The organism is Amorphus sp. MBR-141, assembly GCF_053628695.1.
The window spans coordinates 86,267-110,231 of record NZ_JBRJGW010000009.1 but is presented as its reverse complement, the minus strand read 5'-3'; the positions used below and the strand labels follow the sequence as shown (position 1 = coordinate 110,231).

Sequence of the window (23,965 nt, the reverse complement as noted above, 5' to 3'; positions counted from 1 at the left end):
GGCGGCGGCCATGCCCGACGTCGAGGCCTGGCCGCTGCCGGACGAACCCTACGTGCCGGGCCGCACGCCGCGGCCCGAGACCGGTCCGGTGTTCGCGATTTCGGGGGCGGCCCCGGAGGCCACCGACCCCGACCTCTGGTTCCAGCACGAGGCATGGCTTTCCGGCTTCCGCCTCTACCGCCACGGCTATTTCTGGGAGACCCACGAGGTGTGGGAGCCGGTCTGGATCGGCGCGCGACCCAACAGCGCCGAGCGCGCCATGGTGCAGGGGCTCATCCAGGTGGCGAATGCCTGCCTGAAGCTTCGGATGGACCGGCACCGCGCCGCCGTCCGGCTGGTGGTCATCGCCGCCAACTGTCTCGATGAAGCCGCCATCGGCGGTGACGCGAGCCGTATGGGCCTCGATCTCGCGGCGGCGAGGGCCGCGACGGCAGGCTTTCTGTCGCGGCTCGCCTCGGTGCCGGGCGCAGAGGCCCTGGATGGCCGGCCGCCCTATGACCAGATGATCGACTATCGCGGCGAAAATATGCACTATAATGCATAAATCTCGGAGATCTGCATGCGTTCCCGCGGGATCTCTGGCGATTTGATGCGAATTTTCGCCCGATTTCACCGCGCTTTAGAATTGAACTGATTCCGATCGTGCACTATATTGCTAACAACCAATCCTCAGGGAGGCCTGCGTGACCAAGCGCATCGATTTCCAGACCGACCCGTCCAAGTACCGCCACTGGCGGGTGTCCTGCGAAGGCGAGGTCGCCCATCTCACGATGGACGTCGATCCGTCCGGCGGCCTCTTCGACGGCTACGAGCTGAAGCTCAACTCCTACGATCTCGGCGTCGACATCGAGCTGGCCGACGCCGTCCAGCGGCTGCGCTTCGAGCATCCCGAGGTGAAGGTCGTGGTGATGCAGTCCGGCAAGGACCGCGTCTTCTGCGCCGGTGCCAACATCCGCATGCTCGCCAGCGCCGCCCATGCCCATAAGGTGAACTTCTGCAAGTTCACCAACGAGACCCGCAACACCTTCGAGGCGGCGGGCGCGGAATCCGGCCAGTACTACATCTGCGCCATCAAGGGCGCCTGCGCCGGTGGCGGCTATGAGCTGGCGCTCGCCTGCGACCACATCATCCTGGCCGACGACGGCAACTCCAATGTCGCGCTGCCCGAGGTTCCGCTTCTGGCGGTGCTGCCGGGCACCGGCGGGCTCACCCGCGTCACCGACAAGCGAAAGGTCCGTCGCGATCTCGCGGACGTTTTCTGCGCGATGGAAGAGGGCGTGCGCGGCAAGAAGGCGCTCGACTGGCGCCTCGTCGACGACTCCGTGCCGAACTCCAAGTACGACGAGACCATCGCGACCCGCGTGTCGGAATACGCCGCGAAGTCGTCGCGTCCCTCCGACGCCAAGGGCGTCGAGCTGACGCCGATCAGCCGGACCTTCAACGACGACGGCGGTGTCACCTATTCGACCGTCGAGCTGGAAGTCGACCGCGAGAAGCGGGTCGCCTACCTCACCATAAATGGGCCGACCGATGCGGCCCCCGCCAGCGTCGAGCAGCTCCATGACGAGGGCGCGGCGACCTGGATGCTGCGCGCCGCCCGCGAGCTCGACGACGCGATCCTGCACATCCGCCTCAACGAGCTGGAACTCGGGGTGCTGGTGTTCCGCAGCCAGGGCGACCCGGAAAAGGTGGCAGCCCACGAGGCCTTCCTTCTCGACAACCGGTCCGACTGGTTCGCCAACGAGATCCTGCTCTACTGGAAGCGCATCCTGAAGCGCGTCGACATGACCTCGCGCTCGCTGGTCGCGCTGGTCGAGCCGGGCTCCTGCTTCACCGGCGTGCTGGCCGAGCTGCTGTTCGCGGTCGACCGGTCGTACATGGCCGAGGGCGATTTCGAAGGCGACAACCGCCACGTCGCGTCCATCACGCTCACCGAGGCGAACTTCGGGCCGTTCCCGATGGCCAACGATCTCACCCGTCTGCAGACGCGCTTCCTCGGCGCGCCCGAGCGGGTCGATGGGGCCAAGGAACGGGTCGGCGAGACGCTCGAGGCGTTCGACGCCAACGAGCTCGGCCTGGTGACCTTCGCCTTCGACGACATCGACTGGGAAGACGAGGTCCGCATCTTCCTGGAGGAGCGGGCGAGCTTCTCCCCGGACGCGCTGACCGGCATGGAGGCGAACCTCCGCTTCCCCGGTCCGGAAACCATGGAAACCCGCATCTTCGGCCGCCTCACCGCCTGGCAGAACTGGATCTTCCAGCGCCCCAACGCGGTTGGCGAAGACGGCGCGCTCCGCCGCTACGGCAGCGGCGTGCGCGGAGATTACGACCTGCGCCGCGTCTAGGGTCTCCGTGCTGGCGCCGCCGGCGGGATCAAGTCACGGTGTTCGTGAAACGTTGGCCGGCGCGCGATCCGGCGGGGCAACCGATCGTCCCCGCGGCCCGCGCCGGCAAGACCATCTCAGGGAGAGAAACATGCTCGATCTCATCAACGTCGCCTACGACACCCAGATCCCGAACAACGTCGGCCTGTCCTCCGACAAGCGCGTGCTGAAGGCGCTGGAGCGCTGGCACCCGGGCTACATCAACTGGTGGAACGACCTGATCCCGCAGAACTTCCAGGAATCGCTGGTCTATCTGCGCACGGCGATCAGCGTCGACCCGAAGGGCTGGGCGAAGTTCGACTACGTGAAGATGCCCGAGTATCGCTGGGGCATCCTGCTGGCGCCCGAGGTCGAGGACCGCACCATCCCGTGCGGCGAGCACGCCGGCCAGCCGGCCTGGCAGGAAGTGCCGGGCGAATACCGCAACATGCTCAAGCGCCTGATCGTCATCCAGGGCGACACCGAGCCGGCTTCCGTGGAGCAGCAGCGCTATCTCGGCATGACCGCCCCGTCGCTCTACGACATGCGCAACCTGTTCCAGGTCAACGTCGAGGAAGGCCGTCACCTGTGGGCGATGGTCTACCTGCTGCACAAGTATTTCGGCGCCGACGGCCGCGAGGAAGCCGACGACCTGCTGCGCCGTCAGTCGGGGTCCGAAGAGAGCCCGCGGATGCTGGGCGCCTTCAACGAGGCGACGCCGGACTGGCTCTCCTTCTTCATGTTCACCTACTTCACCGACCGTGACGGCAAGATGCAGCTGGAAAGCCTGGCGCAGTCCGGCTTCGACCCGCTGTCGCGCACCTGCCGCTTCATGCTGACCGAGGAAGCCCACCACATGTTCGTGGGCGAGACCGGCGTCGGCCGCACCATCCAGCGCACCTGCGAGGCGATGCGCGAGGCCGGCATCGAGGATCCCTACGACATCCAGGCGGTGCGCAATCTCGGCGTGATCGACCTGCCGACCATCCAGAAGAAGCTGAACCTCCACTACACCCTGTCGCTGGACCTGTTCGGCGCCGAGGAGTCCACCAACGCCGCCAACGCCTTCAACGCCGGCATCAAGGGGCGCTACCACGAGGTCAAGCTCGAGGACGACCACCGCCTGCACGACGACACCTATCCGGTGGTGCGCTTCGAGGACGGCAAGGTCTTCACCGTCGACGTGCCGGCGCTGTCGGCCATCAACATGCGCCTGCGCGACGACTACGTGAAGGACGCCTCGGGTGGCGTCGGCCGCTGGAACACGATGATCTCGAAGACCGGCGTCAACTTCCAGATGACGCTGCCGCACCAGGGCTTCCACCGGCAGATCGGCGTGTTCGCCGGCCAGCCGATCACGCCCGAGGGCGAGACCATCTCCCGCGAGGAGTGGGATCGCCGGCGCGACGAGTGGCTGCCGACCACCGCCGACGGCGACTTCATCAAGTCGCTGATGGTGCCGGTCACCGAGCCGGGCAAGTATGCCGGCTGGATCGCCCCGCCCCGCGTCGGCATCGACAACAAGCCGGGCGACTTCGAGTACGTCCAGCTGCACATGGCCTGATCGCCGTCCGGATGCGTACGGTTAGGGTGGGGGGAGCGTTTCCCCCCGCCGCCGTTCGCGCCGGAGACTGACCTGGAGGCCGAGAGACCCATGAACAAGCCCCTCGCCGACACCGCCTCGCTGCAGAAGCCGCTGAAGCAGCACGTCATCGATCCGGAGACGTGCATCCGCTGCTACACCTGCGAGGAGTGCTGCCCGATCGACGCGATCACCCACGACGACAACAACGTCGTGGTCGACGCCTCGATCTGCGACTACTGCATGGCGTGCATCTCGCCGTGCCCGACCGGCGCGATCGACAACTGGCGGGTGGTGCTCGAGCCCTACAGCCTCGACGACCAGTTCTCCTGGGACGAGCTGCCCGAGCAGCAGGAGCTTGAGGCCGGCGACACCGGCTCGACGGCGGTCGAGGCCCTCGACGACGAGATGGAGCGCCTTCTCAACGAGGCGCACGCGGGAGCGGGCGGCAAGTCCAAGCCGCCGGCGTCGGCCTCCAAGCCCAGCGTCAACCTGTTCAATCTCGGCCATCCGACCACGGCGACCGTGCAGGGCAACTTCCGCCTGACCAGCGAGACCGCCGACAGCGACGTCCGCCACATCATCCTCGACTTCGGCGACGTGTCGTTCCCGGTGCTGGAGGGCCAGTCGATCGGCATCCTGCCGCCGGGCACCGACGCCGACGGCAAGCCCTATCTGCCGCGCCTCTATTCCGTCTCCAGCCCGCGCGACGGCGAACGTCCCCAGACCAACAACCTCTCGCTTACCGTCAAGCGCGAGGAGCATGGCGTCTGCTCCAACTACGTCTGCGATCTGAAGAAGGGCGACAAGGTCCAGATCACCGGCCCGTTCGGCGCCACCTTCCTGATGCCCAACGACCCGCAGGCGAACGTGATTATGATCTGCACCGGCACGGGCTCGGCCCCGTTCCGCGCGTTCACCATGCGCCGCCAGCGCACCTCGCCGGATGCCGACGGCCGCATGGTGCTGTTCTTCGGCGCCCGCACCGCCGATGCGCTGCCCTATTTCGGCCCCCTCAAGAAGGTGCCCGACCGGGTGCTGCAGAAGGAGCTGTGCTTTTCGCGCTCGCCCGAGGGCCCGAAGGAATACGTCCAGGACCGGCTGCGCACCGAGCACGCCCGCGTCCTCCAGCTCCTGAAGTCCGACCGCACCCACATCTATGTGTGCGGCCTGAAGGGCATGGAGGAGGGCGTCGACGCGGCGCTGGGCGAGATCGCCAGGGAAGGGGCGTTCGACTGGCCGTCCCTGCGCACCCAGATGCGCGAAGAAGGTCGCTACCACGTTGAGACCTACTGACGTGCGGCCGTCGGCGGACGCGCCGGCCGGCGATGCCGGGTCCGGGTTCGTGCATCCGATCACCGTGCGCTGGGCCGACTGCGACCCGGCCTTCATCGCCTACACCGGGCGCATCCCCAACTTCGCGCTGGAGGCGATCGATGCATGGTGGGCGGCGGTCGTCGGCTACGACTGGTTCCGCCTCAACGCCGATCGCGGCTACTCCACGCCGTTCGTCCACATGTCGCTCGACTTCCTCGCCCCGGTGACGCCGCGCCACGTGCTGGAATGCGTGGTCCGCCCGCTCCGGCTCGGCGAAACCTCCATCCGCTTCGAGGTGGTGGGCTCCCAGGACGGCATGCGCTGCTTCACCGGCGAATTCGTCTGCGTGTTCGTCACCACCGCGGGCTTTTCCAGAACCCCGCCGATTGCCGAAATCCGTGCGGTGATCGAGGCGCACCTGCCCGAAGGAGCGGCTTCCGGCGCAGATTGATGCGCCCGCCCGCGCAGCCTTGTAAAGCCGCGTGCTACCTGCAAAAATCGGTGTGTGGCGCTGCGACGCTGCTTGAGGCGATATGAAATATAATGCATAATCGTCGCCAAGATGAGCTCATCCAGCGCTAGCGAAATCGTCACCTTCAGCGGCCGGGTCTCGAGTGCGGAAAGCGCCGCGCTCGACGACAACACCGCGTTCCTGGAAATGGTCGGCGAGCGCGTGCGCAGCGGCCGCGCGCGGCGTGGCATGTCGCGCAAGGCACTCTCGGAAGCCTCCGACGTGTCCCAGCGCTACCTCGCCCAGCTGGAGAGCGGCTCCGGCAACATCTCCATCGCACTCTTGCGCCGCATCGCCGAGGCGCTCGACTTCCGCATCGAGTGGCTGGTCGGCGAGGACGATCCGTTCGTCTCCGACATCCCGGCGATGGCGGCGCTCTACCGCACCGCGACGCGCGAGCAGCGCCGCCGGGTGCTGGAAGTCCTCGACCCCGAACACCCCGATCTGCGCCGCGCCTCGCGCATCGCGCTGATCGGCCTGCGCGGCGCTGGCAAGTCGACGATCGGCCGGCTCACCGCGGGCGCCGTCGGCATGCCGTTCCTGGAACTCAACGAGGAGATCGAGCAGGCGAGCGGCATGCCGGTCAACGACGTGATCGCGCTCTACGGCCAGGAGGGCTACCGCCGCCTCGAACAGCAGTCGGTCGAGCGCGTCGCTGCCACCCACGACGCCATCGTGCTGGCGGTGGCCGGCGGCATCGTGTCGGAGCCCGACACCTTCACCTACCTGCTGCGCCACTTCCACACGATCTGGCTGAAGGCCCAGCCCGAGGAGCACATGACCCGCGTGCGCGCCCAGGGCGACGAGCGGCCGATGGCCGGCAGTCCGGCGGCGATGGACGAACTGCGCAGCATCCTCACCAGCCGCGAGGCGCTCTATGCGCGCGCCGAGGCGGTGGTGGATACCTCCGGCAAGACCATCGAGGAAAGCCTCGCCGACGTGCTGGAGACCATCAAGACCCACGGCCTGCTCGATGGCGGCGGCGGCGACGGCACCCGCTACGTCTCCCTGTGGGACCGGGTCGAGGCGGACTGAGGCGCTCGGGTCCCCAGTTGGGCCGGGAATGCTTTACCGGTCGCCGACGCGGATGACCACGGCGGTGGAGCTGTCGCCGGCCGCGCAGCCCTGGAACAGGCCGTAGCCGCCGCCCTTGATCACCAGTTCCTCGATCAGTTCGATGATGGCGCGCACCCCGGTCGGGCCCTGGGGGTGCCCCCAGATCAGCGACGAGCCGTAGTTGTTCATCGCCCGCCAGTCGATGCCGAAGGCGCGCGCGAAGGCGATGTCGTTCACCGCGAACGGGTTGTGCGACTTGATGGCCGTCATGTCGTCGATGGTGCGGCCGGCCCGCTCCAGCGCCAGTTTCGAGGCGGGGATGGGGGCGGCCGGCATGTGCGCCTTCTCCACCCGCGCCAGCCCGAAGGAGACGAGTTCGATCTCGATCGATGGATCGCGCGACAGCTCGGCCGCGCGGCCCGGATCGGCGACGACGATGGCGCCGGCGACGCCGTCGGCCGGATGGGTCTGCCCGCCGTAGGTGACGGTGCCGCCGGGGACGACCGGCTTCAGCTTCGCCAACCCCTCGGCGGTGGAGCGGACGATGCCGCTGTCGCCGGTCATCGTCGCCTGCACCTTGCGGAAGCGCGCGTCCGGCACCTCGAACGGCAGCGTCATGAACCGCTTCAGGAACGCCGCACCATCGGCCAGCGCGTCGTCGTACTGGGCGAGCCGGTGCAGCACCACCTCGTGCTGCACCTCCGTGGTGATGCCGTCGCGCGCCGCGACGTTCTCCGCGGTGGTGACCATGGCGCACTTCGCCCACGGGTCGTTGGAGAAGCTGTCCAGCACCCAGTTCTCGCTGTCGCCCGTGCCGCCCGGCGCATGGGGCGCGGGATAGTAGAGGTGCGCGCCGTTGGAGCAGCGGTCGCCGGAGACGATCAGACACGTGGAGGCCGCGCCAATGGCGATCTCGCCGGCGGCGGCTCCGAACAGCCGCGCTCCCGTCGCGCACGCCTGGTTGATGGTCGGGCCGGTCAGCGCCTCGGCGCCGATCATGCCGGCGAACCAGGGCACGCCGTAGAAGCTCGACTTCTGCGGCACGGTCAGCCCGTAGGCGGCGTAATCGAACACCTCGGGGCTGATGTCCCGCTCGGCGAGCGCCGCCTTCGTCACGTGGGCGGCGAACTCGATCGCATGCAGATGGGCCAGCTCGCCGCCCCAGCGGGCGAACGGCGTCGCGAAGGTGCCGCCATAGGGGATGTAGGCCTTCATGGGGTCCTCTCGGAGTGGTCCAGGGGAGCAGGCACGCGCGGCGTCAGCCGGCGCCGCCGAGATAGATTTCGGAGACTTTCGGATTGGCGGCGATCTCGCGGGCCGGGCCGGACAGCGTGATGGTGCCGAGCTCCATCACATAGGCGGTGTCGGCCACCGCAAGAGCGGCGCGGGCGTTCTGCTCGACGAGCAGGATCGACACGCCGGTGTCGCGCAGCCGGCTGACGGTCTGCAGGATATCGCGCACGATCAGGGGCGCCAGCCCGAGGCTCGGCTCGTCGAGCATCAGCAGCCGCGGGTGGGCCATCAACGCGCGGCCCATGGCCAGCATCTGCCGTTCGCCGCCGGACAGGGTGCCGGCCTCTTGGCGGCGGCGTTCCTTCAGGCGCGGGAACAGGGTGAACACCTCCTCCAGCCGGGTCGGGATCTCGGCGCGACCGCGCCGGAATGCGCCAAGCTCGAGATTCTCGCCGACGGTCATGGTGGAGAACAGGTCGCGCTGTTCGGGCACCAGGGTGATGCCGAGTCCGACCCTGTCCTCGGCCGGCACGTAGGCGAGGTCGGCGCCGTCGAAGGCGACGCGCCCGCTCGACGGCAGCAGCCCCATGATGGCGGCGAGCAGCGTCGTCTTGCCGGCGCCGTTGGCGCCGATCACCGTGGCGATCGTGCCGGGTTCGAGCGACAGGGAGACCCCCTGGACGGCCTCCACCTGGCCATAGGCGACGCGAAGGTCGGTGACGTCGAGAAGCGCGCTCACAGGTCCGCTCCCAGATAGGCTTCGATGACGGCCGGGTTCTTGCGCACCTCGGCCGGCGGTCCCTCGGCGATCTTCGATCCGAAGTCGAGGACGACGATGTGGTTGGTGAGCCGCATCACGAAGTCCATGTCGTGCTCGACCAGCAGCACGCTCATGCCGTCGTCGCGCAGGTCCTCGATCAGCTTCGCCAGCGCCTGCTTCTCGCTGTGGCGCAGGCCGGCGGCCGGTTCGTCGAGCAGCAGCAGTACCGGATCGAGGCAGAGGGCGCGGGCGATCTCGGCCAGCCGCTGTTCGCCCAGCGACAGGGCGCCGGCCTCGATGTGCATCCGGTCGGCCAGGCCGACGCGTTTCAGCTGCCGCGCTGCCTCGGCGAAGATGCGCCGTTCTTCCGATCGGTCGAGGGCGAGCATGCCGGTGAAGAAGCCGGAGCGCGTGCGCAGGTGCGTGCCGATCGCGACATTGTCGAGGACGGTCATCGTCTGCGACAGCTTCACGTGCTGGAAGGTGCGGGCGATGCGGCGCTTGGCGATGCGCGCCGGCGCCAGCCCGGTGATGGTCTTCGAGCGGAACACGATCTCGCCGGCGGTCAGCTTCGTCACTCCGGTGACCAGGTTGAAGGTGGTGCTCTTGCCGGCGCCGTTCGGGCCGATCAGGCCGACGATCTCGCCAGGCCTGACCCCGAACGACACGTCGTTGACGGCGACCAGTCCGCCGAAGGTCTTGCGCGCGTCGCGTACCTCCAGGAGCGGGTCCTCCCTTTGGCTCTCGTCGCGGGGGAGGGGCGGGGCGTCGGCGATCTCGCGGGGACTGCCCTTCGGGAACAGGCCGGCGATCAGCGGCCAGAAACCGGTGCGCGCGCCCTGCAGCAGGGCCACCAGCAGGATGCCGAAGACGATGCCCTCGTAGTTGCCGCCCTGGCCGAAGATGAGCGGCAGCCAGTCCTGCAGCAGGTCCTTCAGGATCGTCACGATGCCGGCGCCCAGCACCGCACCGTAGACGTAGCCGGCCCCGCCGACGACCGCCATCAGCAGATACTCGATGCCGACGTTGAGCCCGAACGCGCCGGGCGTCACGGCGCGCTGGAAATGGGCGTAGAGCCATCCCGCGACGCCAGCCAGCACGGCGGCGTAGACGAACACGGCAAGCTTCGCCGTCCAGATGTTGATGCCGACGGATTCCGCGGCGGCAGCACCGCTCCGCAGCGCGCGGATGGCGCGCCCGACGCGGGAATCGAGGAGGTTGAGCGTCAGGCCGATCGCCGCCAGCACGATCACCCAGACCACCGGATAGAAGGCGCGGCCGGAGAGCAGCTCGGTGCCGAAGAAGTTCAGCGGCGGAACGCCCTGGATGCCGTCATAGGCGCCGATGATCTTCAGGTTGCCGAACAGGTAGTAGAAGCTGATGCCCCAGGCGATGGTGCCCAGCGGCAGGAAGTGGCCCGACAGCCGGACGGTGACCAGGCCGATGATCAGCGCGGCGAACGCCGTCACCGCGACCGAGGCGAACAGCGCCATCCAGGGCGACCAGCCGTAGCTCGTGGTGAGCAGCGCCGTGGCGTAGGCGCCGAAGCCGACGAACGCGGCCTGGCCGAAGGAGGTCATGCCGCCGACGCCGGTCAGAAGCACGAGGCCGAGCGACACCAGGCTCGCCACGCCGACGAAGTCGAGCAGCGTCACCCAGTAGTCGGGCACGCCCGGCACCAGCGGTATCGACAGCATCACGACGGCGAAGACGGCAAAGCCGATCCATTTGCGCGACATGGGCCTACTCCTCTTCCTCGTCGTGCGGCGGCATGAAGAAGGACCGCCACAGCAGGAAGGGAAGGATCGACATGAACACGATCACCTCCTTGAAGGCGCTCGCCCAGAAGGAGGAGAAGGATTCCACGATGCCCAGCAGGAAAGCGGCGCCCACGGCCGGCACGTAGGCCGACAGCCCGCCGATGATCGCTGCGACGAAGCCTTTCAGGCCGATCAGGAAGCCGGAGTCGTAGTAGAGCGTCGTCAGCGGCGCGATCAGGATCGCCGACACGATGCCGATGGCCGCCGCCATGGCGAAGGCGATCTTTCCCGACATCTCGGTGGAAATGCCGACGATGCGGGCGCCGCGCTGGTTGATGGCGGAGGCCCGGAGCGCCTTGCCGATGAGCGTGCGGCCGAAGAAAACCGACAAGAGGGCCAGCAGCAGGAAGGTCGCGGCGAGTACGAGAAGGCTCTGGGCGGACACGAACAGCGGCCCGATCTGGAAGTTGGCGTCGATCAGGGGCGCGGTGCGGTAGCCTTCCGCCCCGAAAAACACCAGCCCCATGCCGGTCAGCGCCAGATGCGCGCCGACCGAAGCGATCAGCAGCACCAGCACCGAGGCCCGCGCCAGCGGCTGGAAGGCGATCCGGTAGAGGAACGGCCCCATGGGCACGACGAGCAGGATGCTCAGGAGGATACTGACCAGCGGCCCGAGTTTCAGCGGCGCGAGCACGACGACGGCTCCCGCGATGATGCCCGCCGGCACGATGGTGCGCAGCAGGATGCCGCCGATCCGCCGCAGCCGCAGGTCCCGCCGCGCGGCGAACAGGTCCATCGCCATGGCGCCCACCGCCAGCGCCACCAGCATCGCGGCGGAGCCGGGCACCCGGCCCATCTCCAGCGCGGCGAGCGACAGGCCGCCGTAGGTGACGAAGTCGCCCTGGGGAACCAGGATGACCCGGGTGACGGCGAAGACGAGGACCATGGCGACCGCGAGCAGCGCGTAGATCGCACCGTTGGTGAGGCCGTCCTGGATCAGGAAGAGGGCGATTGTACCGTCCAAGGGAGGATGCCGCTCGGTTTGCAGGAGAGGGGATCAGCCGTCGCGCGGGGCGCGGCGGCGATCGGTGGGCTTGGGTCGGTTCGGGGCCTGACGGTCGGTCATGGTCATGGGGGCCGGTGGAGGGGCGGGGCTACAGCGGAATGTAGCCCTCCGGGTCGTCGCCGTAGAGCGCGTCGACGTCGGACGCGCGCCGGGCAAGGACGGCGCGCTGGTTGATGTAGCCCTTGTCGGTGATCTCGCCGGCGTCGACCATCGGCGGATGATCGAGCAGGCGGGCCCGTGTCGCATAGCGCGAGCTGCCGCCGCCTTCGCTCTTCAGCTTCGCGAGACCGGCGCGCACATGGGCGCGCAAGGCAGCGTGGGCGAGAACCTCGGCCAGCGGCGCATCGTCGTCGAGGCCGGCGAGACGGCGGCAGGCGGCGACGTTCGGGAAGATCAGCAGTCCGGCGGCGTTGCGGTCATGCCCGGCGACGACGATGTCCTGGGCGATCGGATCCATCGCGGCGATCGCCCGGATGCGCAGGTCGCCGACGGAGACCCAGGTGCCGGACGACAGCTTGAAGTCCTCGGTGATGCGCCCGTCGAAGAACAGGCCGGCGCCGGCTTGCTCCGGGTCGGCGAACGTCACCGCGTCGCCGGTCAGGTAGAAGTCTTCCTCGTCGAACGCCTTGCGGGTGAGATCGGCCTGCTTCCAGTAGCCGGGGGTGATGTTCGGTCCCCGCACCCGGATCTCCAGCTTGCCGGCGTTGGGAACGAGCTTGATCTCGGTGCCGGGCACCGGAATGCCGATGTTGCCGGAGCGCGAAGCCTGGAAGTGGCAGTCGGTGGCCATCGGCGCCGTCTCGGTGGTCCCCCAGGAACCGACCATCGGGGTCACCGCGCCGGTGGTCTCGAGCGACAGGGCCTCGAGCGCTTGCCAGACGTTCTGCGGAAGGGCAGCGCCGGCATAGAAGATCAGCTTCACCGTCTCGAAGAACGTGGTGCGCAGGGTGTCGTCCGCGCGCATCGCCTCGGCCAGCATGTCGAAGCCGCGCGGCACGTTGAAGCACAGCGTCGGCCGGACGTCCTTGATGTTGGCGATGGTCACGTCGATGCCGCCCGGGGCCGGCTTGCCGCGGTCGATGTAGAGGGAGCCGCCGTTGCGCAGCACCATGTTGAAGTTGTGGTTGGCGCCGAAGGTGTGGCTCCACGGCAGCCAGTCGACGATGACCGGCGGCTCGTGCTCCAGGAACGGCCAGGTCAGCGCCTTGGCCTCCTGGTTGCTGGTGAGCATGCGCTGGGTGGTGATCACCGCCTTGGGCGTTCCCGTCGAGCCGGAGGTGAACAGGAAGCGCGCGATGGTGTCTGGACCGACCGCCACGTTGGCGCGGCCGACGGCGTCCTCGTCGATCTCTTCCAGCAGCGCGTCGAACGCAACGACGTCGCCGCCGTGGCCGGCGCTGGCCGCGACCGTCGCGTCGGTCAGCTCCGACAGGGCCCCGAGGGCGGGGCCGTAGGTGGCGGCGTCGGAGACGTAGATGACGCCCGGCTGCAGCAGCGCCACCATGTCCTTCAGCTTCTGATGGTCCTGGGACATCAGCGAATAGGCGGTGGAGATGGTGGCGACCGGCACGCCGATCTCCATGGCGGCCAGCGCCAGGACGGCATGGTCGATGCCGTTCTCGCTGAGGATCGCCACCGGCCGCTCGGGCGATAGGCCCTGGCCCAGCAGGAAGGTCGCGGCGCGCAGCGTCCGGGCCCGCATCTCGGCATAGCTGACGGTCCGCCAGGGGTCGGCCGAGGTGGCCCGTTCGGCCAGGAAGACGCGCTCCGGATCGCGAGCGGCCCAGCTTTCCAGCCAGACGCCGACGGCGCGCGGCGGCCTCGGGAGGGACACCGGCGAGCGCAGGACCATCGTCCCATCGCTGCGGCGTTCGACATCGACGAGCGGCTCGGCGAACATCGCCGGCTGCGCCTTGAGATCAGCCTGATGTGCGGTCATGTCCGGGCCCCGGAAATGATCCGGCTGCCGCGCGGGGGCTCGATCGACCCCACTCCGGCAACCGGTTCGTTCAACGCGTAGGTTCAGGGCAACCCCAGTGCGGGTCGGATGCGATCCGGCGAAAAGGTGGGGTTGCCGCCCTCTGGAACTCAGGCCAGGGGGAGGTCCGCCGGATGATCCCACCCGGCGGACTTGACTCCCTACTGACCCAGATACTTCCAGTTGCCGTCCTCGACGATGACCAGCACGCGGCTGCGCTCGTCGTGGCCGTAGTGCTGGTCGTCGGTCGTGTTGAACACGCCATGGACGCCGACCACCTCGTGCAGGTTGGCGAGCCCGTCGCGCAGCGCGGCGCGGAACTCGGGCGTGCCCGGCTTGGCGCCGGTGGCCAGCGCCTGCTCGACGGCGGCGGAGAGCACCTGGCCGGCGTCGAACATGTGGCCGCCGAAGGACGACAGCGAGCCGGCGCCGTTCGCCGCTTCGTATTCCTCGGTGTAGGTCACGCCGAGCTTCTTCGACGGGTGGGAGTCCGGCAGCTGCGCGGCCACGACCACCGGTCCGACCGGCAGGATGGTGCCCTCGGCCGACGGCCCGGCGACGCGCAGGTAGTCCTTACTGGCCGCGCCGTGGGTCTGGTAGATCTGGCCCTTGTAGCCGCGCTCGGCGAAGGTCAGGTTCGGCAGGGCCGCCGGGGTGCCCGACGCCACGACGAGGATCGCGTCCGGGTTGGCGGAGACGAGCTTCAGCACCTGGCCGGTGACGCTGGTGTCGGTGCGGGCGAAGCGCTCCACCGGGCCGAGCTTGATGTCGGTGCCTTCCAGCTGGGCCTGCATGGCGTTCAGGAACTGCTCGCCGAAGGCGTCGGCATAGCCGAGGAAGCCGAGCGTCTTGACGCCCTTTTCCTTCATGTTCGCGACCAGTGCACTTGCCATCTGGGCGTTCGGCTGCGGCATCGGGAAGGCCCAGTGGCCGCCGTCGCCTTCAAGCTTGACCGGCGAAAGCGGGATCACCGGGGTCTTGGTCTCGGCCGCGATGCCGGCGAGCGCCATGGAGGCGGGCGTCGCCGAGGAGCCGATGATCACGTCGGCGTCTTCTTCCTCGATGCACTTGCGGACGTTCTTGACCGCAGCCGTCGGATCGGTGGCATCGTCGAAGACGACGTAGTTGACGCTTTCGCCGGACATTTCCTTCGGCAGCAGCGCGACGGTGTTGTTCTCGGGCACGCCGAGGGAGGCGGCCGGTCCGGTGGCGGACACGGTCACGCAGACGTTGATCTCGGCGGCGGCCGGGACGGTGAAGGCAAGGGCGGCGAGCCCTGCGACTGCAAAGCGAAGATACATGTATCTCTCCCCGTGACGGCGATCGCTCGGGCTTGGCCGCGGATCGCGCTTGTCGATGCCGCTCGTCCGTCATCGGCGGCCACCGGGCTGGTGGACGCTGCGGAGAGCGTTTCTCTTCTTGAAGTTTGAACGTCTACAACAAGCTGTCCTTTGTCAATACGGCGGCGTATGGTAATCGTCGTGCTCGTCGATTGTTCAGGATCCGCCGATGGCGCCGCCCCCCGCCACTGACAGAGTTTCCGCCGATGCCGACGGCGGCAGCGCCCGCCTGGGCGCCGGCGACTGGGTCGCCACGGGCCTGCGCATCCTGGCGAACGGCAACGTCGACGACGTCCGCGTCGAGGTCATCGCGCGTGAGCTCAACGTCACCAAGGGGAGCTTCTACTGGCACTTCAAGAACCGCCAGGACCTTCTGGAGCGCATCCTCGACCACTGGACCGACTGGGCGACCGTGCAGATCACCCGCTGGGCCCGCTCGGAGGGCCAGACGGCCCGCGACCGGCTGGTCTGGCTGTTGTCGCTGCCGGCCCGGTCCCGTCCCGACAAGCACGGCGCCGACATCGAACTCGCCATCCGCAACTGGGCCCGCCAGGATGCGCTGGCCGCCGAGACGGTGAAGACCGTCGACGCCCTGCGGGCCGGCTTCTTCCGCGAACTCCTCTCCGAGCTCGACCTCGACGAGGACAAGCGCGCCGAGCGCGTCGCGATCGCCCAGTCGTTCATGCTCGGCGAGGCGCTACTCAAGACCGGCCAGGACCGCGAGGCGCGGCTCGCCAACGCCCGTGCCTGCGCGGATCTCCTGACCTCCCGCTGAGCGTTGCCCCGCCCTCAGGACGCGTTGGAGCTCAGGCGCCCCCATCGAGGGTTGCGCCAAGCGGGCAGCTTAGGCGGATTTGCCCATCTTATGTGCATAGCTGCGCCCTGATATGCTTCGAAAGTGATCACTCGGCGTCCGTCGCGGGCGCCGTCTTCATTCCGAGGCGCACCCATGACCACCATCGCGGCCGATCGGTCCGCCAGCGGGCTCGACTCCCCCTATGCGTGGACGCGGCTCATCGTCTCCGCCCTGATCACCACGATCGGTGGGGTGGGCTTCTGGTCGGTCGTCGTCGTGCTGCCGACGGTGGAGACGGCGTTCGGCGCCAGCCGGGGCGGCGCCTCGCTCCCCTACCTGGCGCTGATGACCGGCTTCGCGGTCGGCGGCATCGTCATGGGCCGCATCGCCGACCGCTACGGCGTCGTATGGACGCTGGCGTTCGGGTCGGTGTCGCTGCTGGTGGGCTACACGCTCGGCGGCCTGTCGACGAGCCTGTGGCAGTTCATCGCCGTGCATGGCCTGTTCATCGGCGGCATGGGCAGCTCCGCGGTCTATGGGCCGATGATCGCCGAGGTGTCGCGCTGGTTCGTCCGCCGACGCGGCATCGCCGTCTCGATTGCCGCGTGCGGTACCTATTTCGCCGGCGCGCTGTGGCCGCCGGTCATCCAGTACTGCGTCGACGGCTGGGGCTGGCGGGCGACCTATGTCGGCATCGGCGTGGTCTGTTGCGCGACCATCCTGCCGCTGTCGCTGTTCATGCGGCGCCAGGCCCCGGATCCGCCGGCCGCGCAGCCGCGTGCCGTGCGCCGGGCCAATGCGCTGCCGACCGACGTCGACCTGCCGCCGCGCGTCATCCAGGGCATGCTGGTGGTGGCGGGGCTCTCGTGCTGCATCGCGATGGCCATGCCCCAGGTCCACATCGTCGCGCTGTGCACCCAGCTGGGTTACGGCGCCCAGGCCGGCGTGCAGATGCTGTCGCTGATGCTGGCCACCGGGATCGTGAGCCGGCTCGTCTTCGGCGTGGTCGCCGACCGCATCGGTCCTTTGCCGACCCTGCTGATCAGCTCCGTCGCGCAATCGCTGTCGCTGTTCCTGTTCCTGCCCTTCGACGGACTGGCGCCGCTCTATCTCGTGTCGGCGCTGTTCGGGCTCGCCCAGGGCGGACTGGTGCCCACCTACGCGCTCATCGTCCGCGCCTTCTTCCCGGCGAAGGAGGCGGCGGCGCGCATCGGCATCGTGCTGTCGGCGACGCTCGCCGGGATGGCGCTGGGCGGTTGGATGTCGGGCGAGATCTTCGACATGTTCTATTCCTACGGCCCCGCCTTCATGAACGGGATCGCCTGGAACCTGGTCAACATGTCGATCGCCGCCTTCCTGCTGGTCCGGCTGGGCAGCGGCAAGCTGGCGCCGGCCTGACGCCGGTCTCGCTCAGCCGACCGGAAGCGGCCTCACAGTCCGAGGCGCTCCGCGTGCCAGTCGAGGTGGTCCTCGATGAAGGTCGAGATGAAATAGTAGGAGTGGTCGTAGCCTTCCTGCCGCCGGAGCGTCAGCGGGATCTCCGCCTTCGCGCAAGCCGCCTCCAGAAGCTCCGGCTTCAGCTGGCTCTCCAGGAAGCCGTCGGCAAGCCCCTGGTCGACGAGGATGTCGCCGACCCGGTGTCCGTCCTCGATCAGGGCGCAGGCGTCGTAGCGGCGCCAGAGGTCGCGGTCGTCGCCCAGATAGCCCGGCAGCGCCTTGTTGCCCCACGGGCAGTTGATCGGCGAAGCGATCGGCGCGAACGCCGAGACGGCCTTGAAGCGAGCCGGATTGCGCAGCGCGATCGTCAGCGCGCCGTGGCCGCCCATCGAGTGGCCCATGATCCCCTGGCGGGAGAGGTCCACCGGCAGCGCCTCGCCGATCGCCTTCGGGAGCTCGTTCTCGATGTAGCTCGCCATCCGGTAGTTCTTCGCGAACGGCTCCACGGTGGCGTCGACGTAGAAGCCGGCGCCCAGCCCGAAGTCGTAGGCCCCCTCCGGATCGTCGGGGACGCCCTCGCCCCGCGGGCTGGTGTCGGGAGCCACCAGCGCGATGCCGTATTTCGAGGCCACCCGCTGGGCGCCGGCCTTGGTGGTGAAGTTCTCCTCGGTGCAGGTGAGGCCTGCCAGGAACCACACCACCGGAACCGGCCCGACCTCGGCCGCCGGCGGCAGGTAGACCGCGAACCGCATGTCGGTGCCGGTCTCCGATGACGCGTGCTTGCAGACGAGCTGGGTGCCGCCGAAGGCGCGGGCGCTGGAGAGCGTCTCGAGGGTCATGGCATCGTCCTTGTCAGTTTTTGTTCACGCCGGCGGCGGGCTGACGCCCGCGGAACTGCGGGGTCAGTCTGAACTTTTCAGGCCGCAATCCCGAACGGGAAACCGGAGCCCCCATTTCTGGGGATTTGCGAAGCCAGCGCGCGACCGCGCGCCGGCCGGTCAGGCCGCCCCCGCGGAGCGGTCAGCGCAGCGAACGCGCGTGAGCGATCAGTATTGAATCACCGAGCGGATCGACTTGCCCTCGTGCATCAGCTCGAAGGCGTGGTTGATCTCTTCCAGCGGCATGGTGTGGGTGATCAGGTCGTCGATGTTGATCTTGCCCTCCATGTACCAGTCGACGATCTTCGGAACGTCGGTCCGGCCGCGAGCGCCGCCGAAGGCGGTGCCCTTCCAGACCCGGCCGGTGACCAGCTGGAACGGCCGGGTGGAGATCTCCTTGCCGGCTTCCGCGACGCCGATGATGATCGATTCGCCCCAGCCGCGGTGGCAGCACTCCAGTGCCTGACGCATCACGTGGGTGTTGCCGGTTGCGTCGAAGGAGAAGTCGGCACCGCCGCCGGTGAGGTCGACGATCGCCTGCACGACATGGTCACGGCCCACCTCGTCGGGATTGATGAAGTCGGTCATGCCGAACTTCTCGGCCATCGCGCGCTTGCCCGGATTGATGTCGACGCCGATGATCTTGTCGGCGCCGACCATGCGGGCGCCCTGGATCACGTTCAGGCCGATGCCGCCGAGGCCGAACACGACCACGTTGGCGCCGGGCCACACCTTGGCGGTGTAGATCACCGCGCCGATGCCGGTGGTCACGCCGCAGCCGATGTAGCAGATCTTGTCGAACGGCGCGTCCTCGCGCACCTTCGCCACCGCGATCTCCGGCATCACCGTGAAGTTCGAGAAGGTCGAGCAGCCCATGTAGTGGAACAGATCCTTGCCGCCCATGGAGAACCGGCTGGTGCCGTCCGGCATCAGGCCCTTGCCCTGGGTGGAGCGGATCGAGGTGCACAGGTTGGAGCGCTGCGAGAGGCAGGTTTTGCACTCGCGGCATTCGGGCGTGTAGAGCGGGATCACATGGTCGCCCGGCTTCACGCTGGTCACGCCTTCGCCCACCTCGCGCACGATGCCGGCGCCCTCGTGGCCGAGGATCGACGGGAACAGGCCTTCGGAGTCCGCGCCCGAGAGGGTGTAGGCATCGGTATGGCAGACGCCCGTCGCCACGATCTCGACCAGCACTTCGCCGGCCTTCGGTCCGTCGAGGTCCACCGTCTCGATGGCGAGCGGCTCACCGGCCTTCCAAGCGATTGCTGCCTTCGTCTGCACGTGCGTCTCCCTCTCGTTCAGGTCCGATGCGCCGCGACGCAGGCGTCTGCGGCGGATTCATTTGGCTGGCGACTTTGTCATGCGAGGCCCCCCGCATGTCAATCGATGGCCGGCCGGGTGGGAGCGTCTCAGACGGGGTCGACGAGCGAGCGCGGCAGTCCGGCCTCGTGGACGGCCAGCGCCGCTTCGCCCTCCAGCCCGTACAGGCGGAAGCGCGCGAGCGCCGGCAGCGCGGCGAGCCGCGGGTCGTCCGTGCCGGCGACGATCAGGCGTGCCGCCATCCAGGCCGAAACCGCGCACCAGCCGGCCTTCAGGTAGGCGAGTGCGCCGGCCTCGCCCTGGCGCGGGTCGTCCTCCAGGCCCATCATCGTCGACGACAGCCGCTCGAACCCGGAGACAACGCGCTCGGCGGCGGCCGCCGCGTCGGCGTCGATGGCGCGGCAGGTCGCGATCTCGGCGGCGGCGCGGCTCAGGAACACGGCGAGCCCGCGCCCTTTCTCCCGCCACAGCCGGCGCATCAGGAAGTCGATCGCCTGGATGCCGGAGGTGCCCTCGTAGATCGCCAGCACGCGGGTGTCGCGCAGCGCCTGCTCCACCGGCCACTCCCTCGTGTAGCCGGCGCCGCCCAGCACCTGGATGGCGGCGCTCGAAAGGTCGAACCCGGTCTCCGCCCCGAAGGTCTTGGCCATCGGCAGGGCCCACGCGACGAACGCCGCCGCATCGGCGCGCGCGTCCTCGTCGGTCTCGCGCCGGGCGAGATCCATGGAGGCGCCGAGTTCCAGGATCGCGGCGCGCAGGATCTCGGTGCGGGCGTCCATGGCGAGGAGCTGGCGGCGGACGTCGGCGTGCTCGACGATGGCGACCGGCTTGCCGTCCGCCGGCCCGCCCTGGCGGCGCTCCTTCGCATAGGCGAAGGCAACGTCGGTGACCCGCACCGCGACGCCCAGCCCCTGGCAGGCGGTCAGCAGCCGCATCTGCTCGATCATCGCGAACAGCTGGGGCAGGCCGCGGCCGGCTTCGCCGAGCAGGATGCCGCGGGCGCCGTCGAAGCCGACGGCGCAGGTGGGCGAGCCGTGCAGGCCCAGCTTCTCCTCGATGCGCGACACGCCGACGCCGTTGCGGCTGCCGTCGTCGAGGGTGTCGGGAACCAGGAACAGGCTGAGGCCGCGCGTGCCGACGCCGTCGCCGGTGCGCGCCAGCAGGCAGTGGCCGATGCGATCGGTCACGTCGTGATCGCCGAACGAGATCCAGATCTTCTGGCCGGTGACGCGCCAGCTGCCGTCGCTTTCCTCCACCGCGCGGGTGCGGATGCGGCCGACGTCGGAGCCGGCGTCGGGCTCGGAGATGCAGATCGTGGCGCCCCATTCGCCGCTGACGAGGCGCGAAATCCAGGTGTCGGCGAGAGTCTCGTCGGCGACGGCCGCCAGCAGGTGCGCGGCGGCGCGGCTGGAGCCGGCGAGCATCATGAAGGCCGGGCAGGCGCCCTCGAAGAACGGGCCGCAGGCCGCCTGCAGTGCGATCGGCAGGCCCTGTCCGCCGTGTGCCTCGTCGATCTCCAGGCCCAGCATCCCGGCCGCCCCGACGGCCCGGTAGGCGGTGCGATAGCCCTCGGGCGTGACCACCCGGCCGTCGGCGATCCGGCAGCCGGTGCGATCGGCTGGGACGTTGAGCGGCGCGACGACGCTTTCGGCGATCTTCGCCGATTCCGCCACCAGGGCTGCCACCGTCTCCCCGTCCGGGACGTCGGCGATTTCGCCGAGGCGCTGCCAGCCGGGCGTGGCGGCCAGCAGCGCCGCCACGCGGACGGGATGGTCGCGGGGGTCGGTGAAGACGCTCATGTCGTTAGCCGGCTGATTATTTCGGGGGCAGGCGGATGGCGCCGTCGAGACGGATGACCTCGGCGTTCAGGTAGGCGTTCTCAATGGCGAACAGCACCGCGTCGGCGAACTCCGACGGCTCGCCGAGCCGGTTCGGGAACGGGATGCCTTCGGCCAGCCGGCCGCGCGCCTCCTCGGGGATGTTATAGAGGAGCGGCGTGTAGAAGATGCCCGGCGCGATGGTGTTCACCCGCACGCCGATGCGGGCGAATTCGCGGGCGGCCGGCAGCGCCAGAGAGACGATGCCGCCCTTGGAGGCCGCATAGGCCGACTGACCGATCTGGCCGTCGGTGGCGGCGACAGAGGCGGTGTTGACGATGGCGCCGCGGCTGCCATCGTCCAGCGGCTCCAGCTCGGCCATCCGGGCCGCCGCCAGCCGCATCATGTTGAAGGTGCCGATCAGGTTGATCTGGATGACCTGGGCGAAATCCTCCAGCGGCGTCGGCCCGTCGCGTCCGAGGATGCGGCCGGCGACGCCGACGCCGGCGCAGTTGACCAGGATGCGCGCACCGCCGTGTGCGGCTGCCGCCTCGTCGAGCGCTTCGCCTGCGCGCACAGGGTCGGTGACGTCGCAGGCGATCGCGATCCCACCGATGTCGTCCGCCACGCGCTGCGCACTGTCGGGTGCGCGGTCGAGCACCGCGACGCGCGCCCCGCGCGCCGCCAGCGCGCGGGCCGTCGCCTCGCCCAGTCCGGAGCCGCCGCCCGTTACGACCGCTGCGTTCTTTTCGATTTTCATGCCTGCTTCTCCGGCTTTTGCGCACGGATGACGCGCGGATCGCCATCGGCATAAAGCGCGGCCACAAGGTCGCCGCGATGGCGCAGAACGGCGCGCTGGTTGATCGACCCCTTGTCGGTGATCTCGCCGCGGTCGAGGGAGGGTTCTTCGGTCATCAGCAGCGCCCGCATGACCCGGGTCGCCGATCCGGTCGCCTGCGCCGCATGGGCGCCGAGGCGTTCGGCGATCGCCGTGCGGACGGTGTCATGGGCCAGGACCTCGGCATCGGAGAGCGCGTCGCCGCCGTCGAGCAGGCTGCGCAGCTTCGGCAGGTAGGGGACCAGCAGGGCGCCGAGCTCGCGCTGGTCCTCGCCGGCGATGACGGCATCGCGGACCAGCCCGTCGAGGTCGTTGACGAGCTTCGCCCGAAGCGCCCCGACGGCGACCCAGGTGCCGGTCTCCAGCTTGAAGTTCTCCGCCAGCCGGCCGTCGAAGAAGAAGCCCCTTTCCGGGTGGCCGGGCACGGCGAACCGGAGCGCGTCGCCGAGCTTGTAGAAGCCTTCCTCGTCGAACGCCTCCGCCGTGTGTTCGGGATCGCGCCAGTAGCCGGGGGTGATGTTCGGGCCCTTCAGCCGGGCCTCCAGCTTGTCCTGGTCGGGCACCAGCTTGAGGACCACGCCCTGGGCCGGGATGCCGACGTTGCCGGCGCGCTCCTGCTCCTCGGAGCACTTCAGCGCGAACGGACCGGTCTCCGTCGCCCCGAGGCCGGTGGCCAGCAGCACCCGGTGACCGATGGTGTCCACCGCGAGCTGCTGCAGCCGGTCCCAGGTGTGCTGGGCCATGCCGGCGCCGGCGTACATCATCAGCTTGAGGTTGGCGAAGAAGTTGGTTCTGAGCGCGTCGTCGCGCTCCATGGCGTCGACCAGCATCTCGTAGCCGGCCGGCACGTTGAAATACCAGGTGGGCGAGATCTCGCGCAGGTTGCGGATGGTCTCGCCGATCATCTTCGGGCTCGGCTTGCCGCCGTCGATATAATAGGTGCCGCCGTTGTAGACGGTCAGGTTGAAGACCTTGTTGCCGGCGGCGGTGTGGTTCCACGGCGCCCAGTCGACCACGACCGGCGGCTCGTCGCGCATGTAGGCGTAGCAGTCGGCGACCATCTCCTGGTTGGAGGTGAGCATCTGCTGGGTCTGGATCACCGCCTTCGGCGAGCCGGTGGTGCCGGAGGTGAACAGGAATTTGGCGATGGTGTCGGGTCCGACGGCCTCGAAGGCCCGGTCGACGGCGTCGGTGGGGACGGTGGCGAGGATGTCGTCGAGCATCAGGCAGCCGCGGCCCGGGATCGGCGCCCGCGACACCGCGACCTGCACCGACGGGTCGACGGTGGCGGCGATGGCGCGCTCGAAGCGCAGGCCGTCGGCCACGAAGATCATGCCCGGCGTCATCCGCTCGACGATCTCGCGCAGCTTGCCGTGGTCGGTGGAGACCAGCGAATAGGCGCTGGAGATCGCCGCCGAGGCGATGCCGACATGCTGGGCGCCGAGCGCCATCAGGGCATGGTCGAGGCTGTTTTCCGACAGGATCAGCAGCGGTCGGTCCACCGACAGGCCGAGGTCGAGGAGCTTCTGGCCGATGGCGCGCACACGGGCCAGGCACGCGCCGTAGGAGATCCGGATCCAGGCGCCGTCGTCGCCGCGCTCCGCCATCCAGGTGCGGTCGGGATCGGTCTCGGCCCAGTGGACCAGCCGCTCGTTCATCTTGTCGGGACGCGGCCCCAGGGGATCGGTGCGCCAGACGAGCATCGAGCCGTCGTCGCGCTCCGTCCATTCGATCTGTGGGGACCACAGCTTGACGTCCCGCAGCCCGGGTTTTGCCATCGTCTCCTCCACGCGTTTTTGCAGGGGTTGTTTTGCGGGGATACTTGACTGGAACGCCTGACATTGTCTACTAGGAAACAAAAATTTTGTAGATTATCCATGGGCAGAAAAGTGTCCGGGATCGCCGGGAGGACC

Annotated in this window: 19 protein-coding genes; 8 read left to right on the top strand and 11 right to left on the bottom strand. The window is 68.9% G+C overall.

Annotation, left to right across the window (positions count from 1 at the left end):
* Window positions 1-10: 10 nt before the first annotated feature.
* From ACSSVZ_RS13935 to ACSSVZ_RS13910, 6 genes are all read left to right on the top strand, one after another.
* Complete coding sequence (locus tag ACSSVZ_RS13935; protein ID WP_453970925.1) at window positions 11-544, top strand: DUF309 domain-containing protein; 534 nt, start codon at window positions 11-13, stop codon at window positions 542-544.
* Between the two features lie 139 nt (window positions 545-683).
* On the top strand, window positions 684-2,345 hold the full coding sequence (gene boxC, locus ACSSVZ_RS13930; RefSeq protein ID WP_453970923.1) for a 2,3-epoxybenzoyl-CoA dihydrolase: 1,662 nt from the start codon (window positions 684-686) through the stop codon (window positions 2,343-2,345).
* 130 nt (window positions 2,346-2,475) lie between these two features.
* Complete coding sequence (boxB, locus tag ACSSVZ_RS13925) at window positions 2,476-3,927, top strand: benzoyl-CoA 2,3-epoxidase subunit BoxB (RefSeq protein WP_453970921.1); 1,452 nt, start codon at window positions 2,476-2,478, stop codon at window positions 3,925-3,927.
* Between the two features lie 90 nt (window positions 3,928-4,017).
* On the top strand, window positions 4,018-5,241 hold the full coding sequence (gene boxA, locus ACSSVZ_RS13920; protein ID WP_453970919.1) for a benzoyl-CoA 2,3-epoxidase subunit BoxA: 1,224 nt from the start codon (window positions 4,018-4,020) through the stop codon (window positions 5,239-5,241).
* Complete coding sequence (locus ACSSVZ_RS13915; RefSeq protein WP_453970917.1) at window positions 5,228-5,713, top strand: acyl-CoA thioesterase; 486 nt, start codon at window positions 5,228-5,230, stop codon at window positions 5,711-5,713. The genes boxA and ACSSVZ_RS13915 overlap by 14 nt, the downstream gene beginning before the upstream one ends.
* A 111-nt stretch (window positions 5,714-5,824) precedes the next feature.
* Window positions 5,825-6,808: a helix-turn-helix transcriptional regulator gene (locus ACSSVZ_RS13910; protein WP_453970915.1), complete on the top strand. Its 984-nt coding sequence runs from the start codon at window positions 5,825-5,827 to the stop codon at window positions 6,806-6,808.
* A gap of 33 nt (window positions 6,809-6,841) precedes the next feature.
* On the opposite strand, the gene ACSSVZ_RS13905 is transcribed toward ACSSVZ_RS13910, so the two are convergent.
* The 6 genes from ACSSVZ_RS13905 to ACSSVZ_RS13880 all read right to left on the bottom strand — a co-directional run bounded on the left by ACSSVZ_RS13905 (window position 6,842) and on the right by ACSSVZ_RS13880 (window position 14,927).
* Window positions 6,842-8,044, bottom strand: a complete 1,203-nt coding sequence (locus ACSSVZ_RS13905; RefSeq protein WP_453970913.1) for a thiolase family protein — start codon at window positions 8,042-8,044, stop codon at window positions 6,842-6,844.
* 43 nt (window positions 8,045-8,087) lie between these two features.
* A complete protein-coding gene (locus tag ACSSVZ_RS13900; RefSeq protein WP_453970911.1) occupies window positions 8,088-8,801 on the bottom strand; it encodes an ABC transporter ATP-binding protein in 714 nt (237 codons plus the stop codon).
* Window positions 8,798-10,561, bottom strand: a complete 1,764-nt coding sequence (locus tag ACSSVZ_RS13895) for a branched-chain amino acid ABC transporter ATP-binding protein/permease (RefSeq protein ID WP_453970910.1) — start codon at window positions 10,559-10,561, stop codon at window positions 8,798-8,800. The genes ACSSVZ_RS13900 and ACSSVZ_RS13895 overlap by 4 nt, the downstream gene beginning before the upstream one ends.
* Window positions 10,562-10,565: 4 nt before the next feature.
* Entirely contained in the window at window positions 10,566-11,606 is a 1,041-nt protein-coding gene (locus ACSSVZ_RS13890; protein ID WP_453970908.1) for a branched-chain amino acid ABC transporter permease, read from the bottom strand.
* 130 nt (window positions 11,607-11,736) lie between these two features.
* Window positions 11,737-13,587: a feruloyl-CoA synthase gene (locus tag ACSSVZ_RS13885; RefSeq protein WP_453970907.1), complete on the bottom strand. Its 1,851-nt coding sequence runs from the start codon at window positions 13,585-13,587 to the stop codon at window positions 11,737-11,739.
* A gap of 200 nt (window positions 13,588-13,787) precedes the next feature.
* Entirely contained in the window at window positions 13,788-14,927 is a 1,140-nt protein-coding gene (locus ACSSVZ_RS13880) for an ABC transporter substrate-binding protein (RefSeq protein ID WP_453970905.1), read from the bottom strand.
* Between the two features lie 208 nt (window positions 14,928-15,135).
* On the opposite strand from ACSSVZ_RS13880, the gene ACSSVZ_RS13875 reads away from it, so the two are divergent.
* Together ACSSVZ_RS13875 and ACSSVZ_RS13870 are read left to right on the top strand one after the other, a co-directional pair.
* The gene (locus ACSSVZ_RS13875) at window positions 15,136-15,741 is read left to right on the top strand and encodes a TetR/AcrR family transcriptional regulator (protein WP_453970903.1); all 606 of its coding nucleotides are present in this window, start codon (window positions 15,136-15,138) and stop codon (window positions 15,739-15,741) included.
* A gap of 174 nt (window positions 15,742-15,915) precedes the next feature.
* The gene (locus ACSSVZ_RS13870; protein ID WP_453970901.1) at window positions 15,916-17,160 is read left to right on the top strand and encodes an MFS transporter; all 1,245 of its coding nucleotides are present in this window, start codon (window positions 15,916-15,918) and stop codon (window positions 17,158-17,160) included.
* 32 nt (window positions 17,161-17,192) lie between these two features.
* Here the strand turns inward: ACSSVZ_RS13870 and fghA are convergent, their stop codons facing one another.
* From fghA to ACSSVZ_RS13845, 5 genes are all read right to left on the bottom strand, one after another.
* Entirely contained in the window at window positions 17,193-18,038 is an 846-nt protein-coding gene (gene fghA / locus ACSSVZ_RS13865) for an S-formylglutathione hydrolase (RefSeq protein WP_453970899.1), read from the bottom strand.
* Window positions 18,039-18,245: 207 nt separating this feature from the next.
* Window positions 18,246-19,358, bottom strand: coding sequence for an S-(hydroxymethyl)glutathione dehydrogenase/class III alcohol dehydrogenase (locus tag ACSSVZ_RS13860; protein WP_453970897.1), 1,113 nt, complete (start codon window positions 19,356-19,358; stop codon window positions 18,246-18,248).
* 128 nt (window positions 19,359-19,486) lie between these two features.
* Window positions 19,487-21,196, bottom strand: coding sequence for an acyl-CoA dehydrogenase family protein (locus ACSSVZ_RS13855; RefSeq protein ID WP_453970896.1), 1,710 nt, complete (start codon window positions 21,194-21,196; stop codon window positions 19,487-19,489).
* Between the two features lie 16 nt (window positions 21,197-21,212).
* On the bottom strand, window positions 21,213-21,974 hold the full coding sequence (locus ACSSVZ_RS13850) for an SDR family NAD(P)-dependent oxidoreductase (RefSeq protein ID WP_453970894.1): 762 nt from the start codon (window positions 21,972-21,974) through the stop codon (window positions 21,213-21,215).
* Window positions 21,971-23,830, bottom strand: coding sequence for a feruloyl-CoA synthase (locus ACSSVZ_RS13845; protein WP_453970892.1), 1,860 nt, complete (start codon window positions 23,828-23,830; stop codon window positions 21,971-21,973). Before ACSSVZ_RS13845 ends, ACSSVZ_RS13850 begins: the two co-directional genes overlap by 4 nt.
* Between the last annotated feature and the right edge of the window lie 135 nt (window positions 23,831-23,965).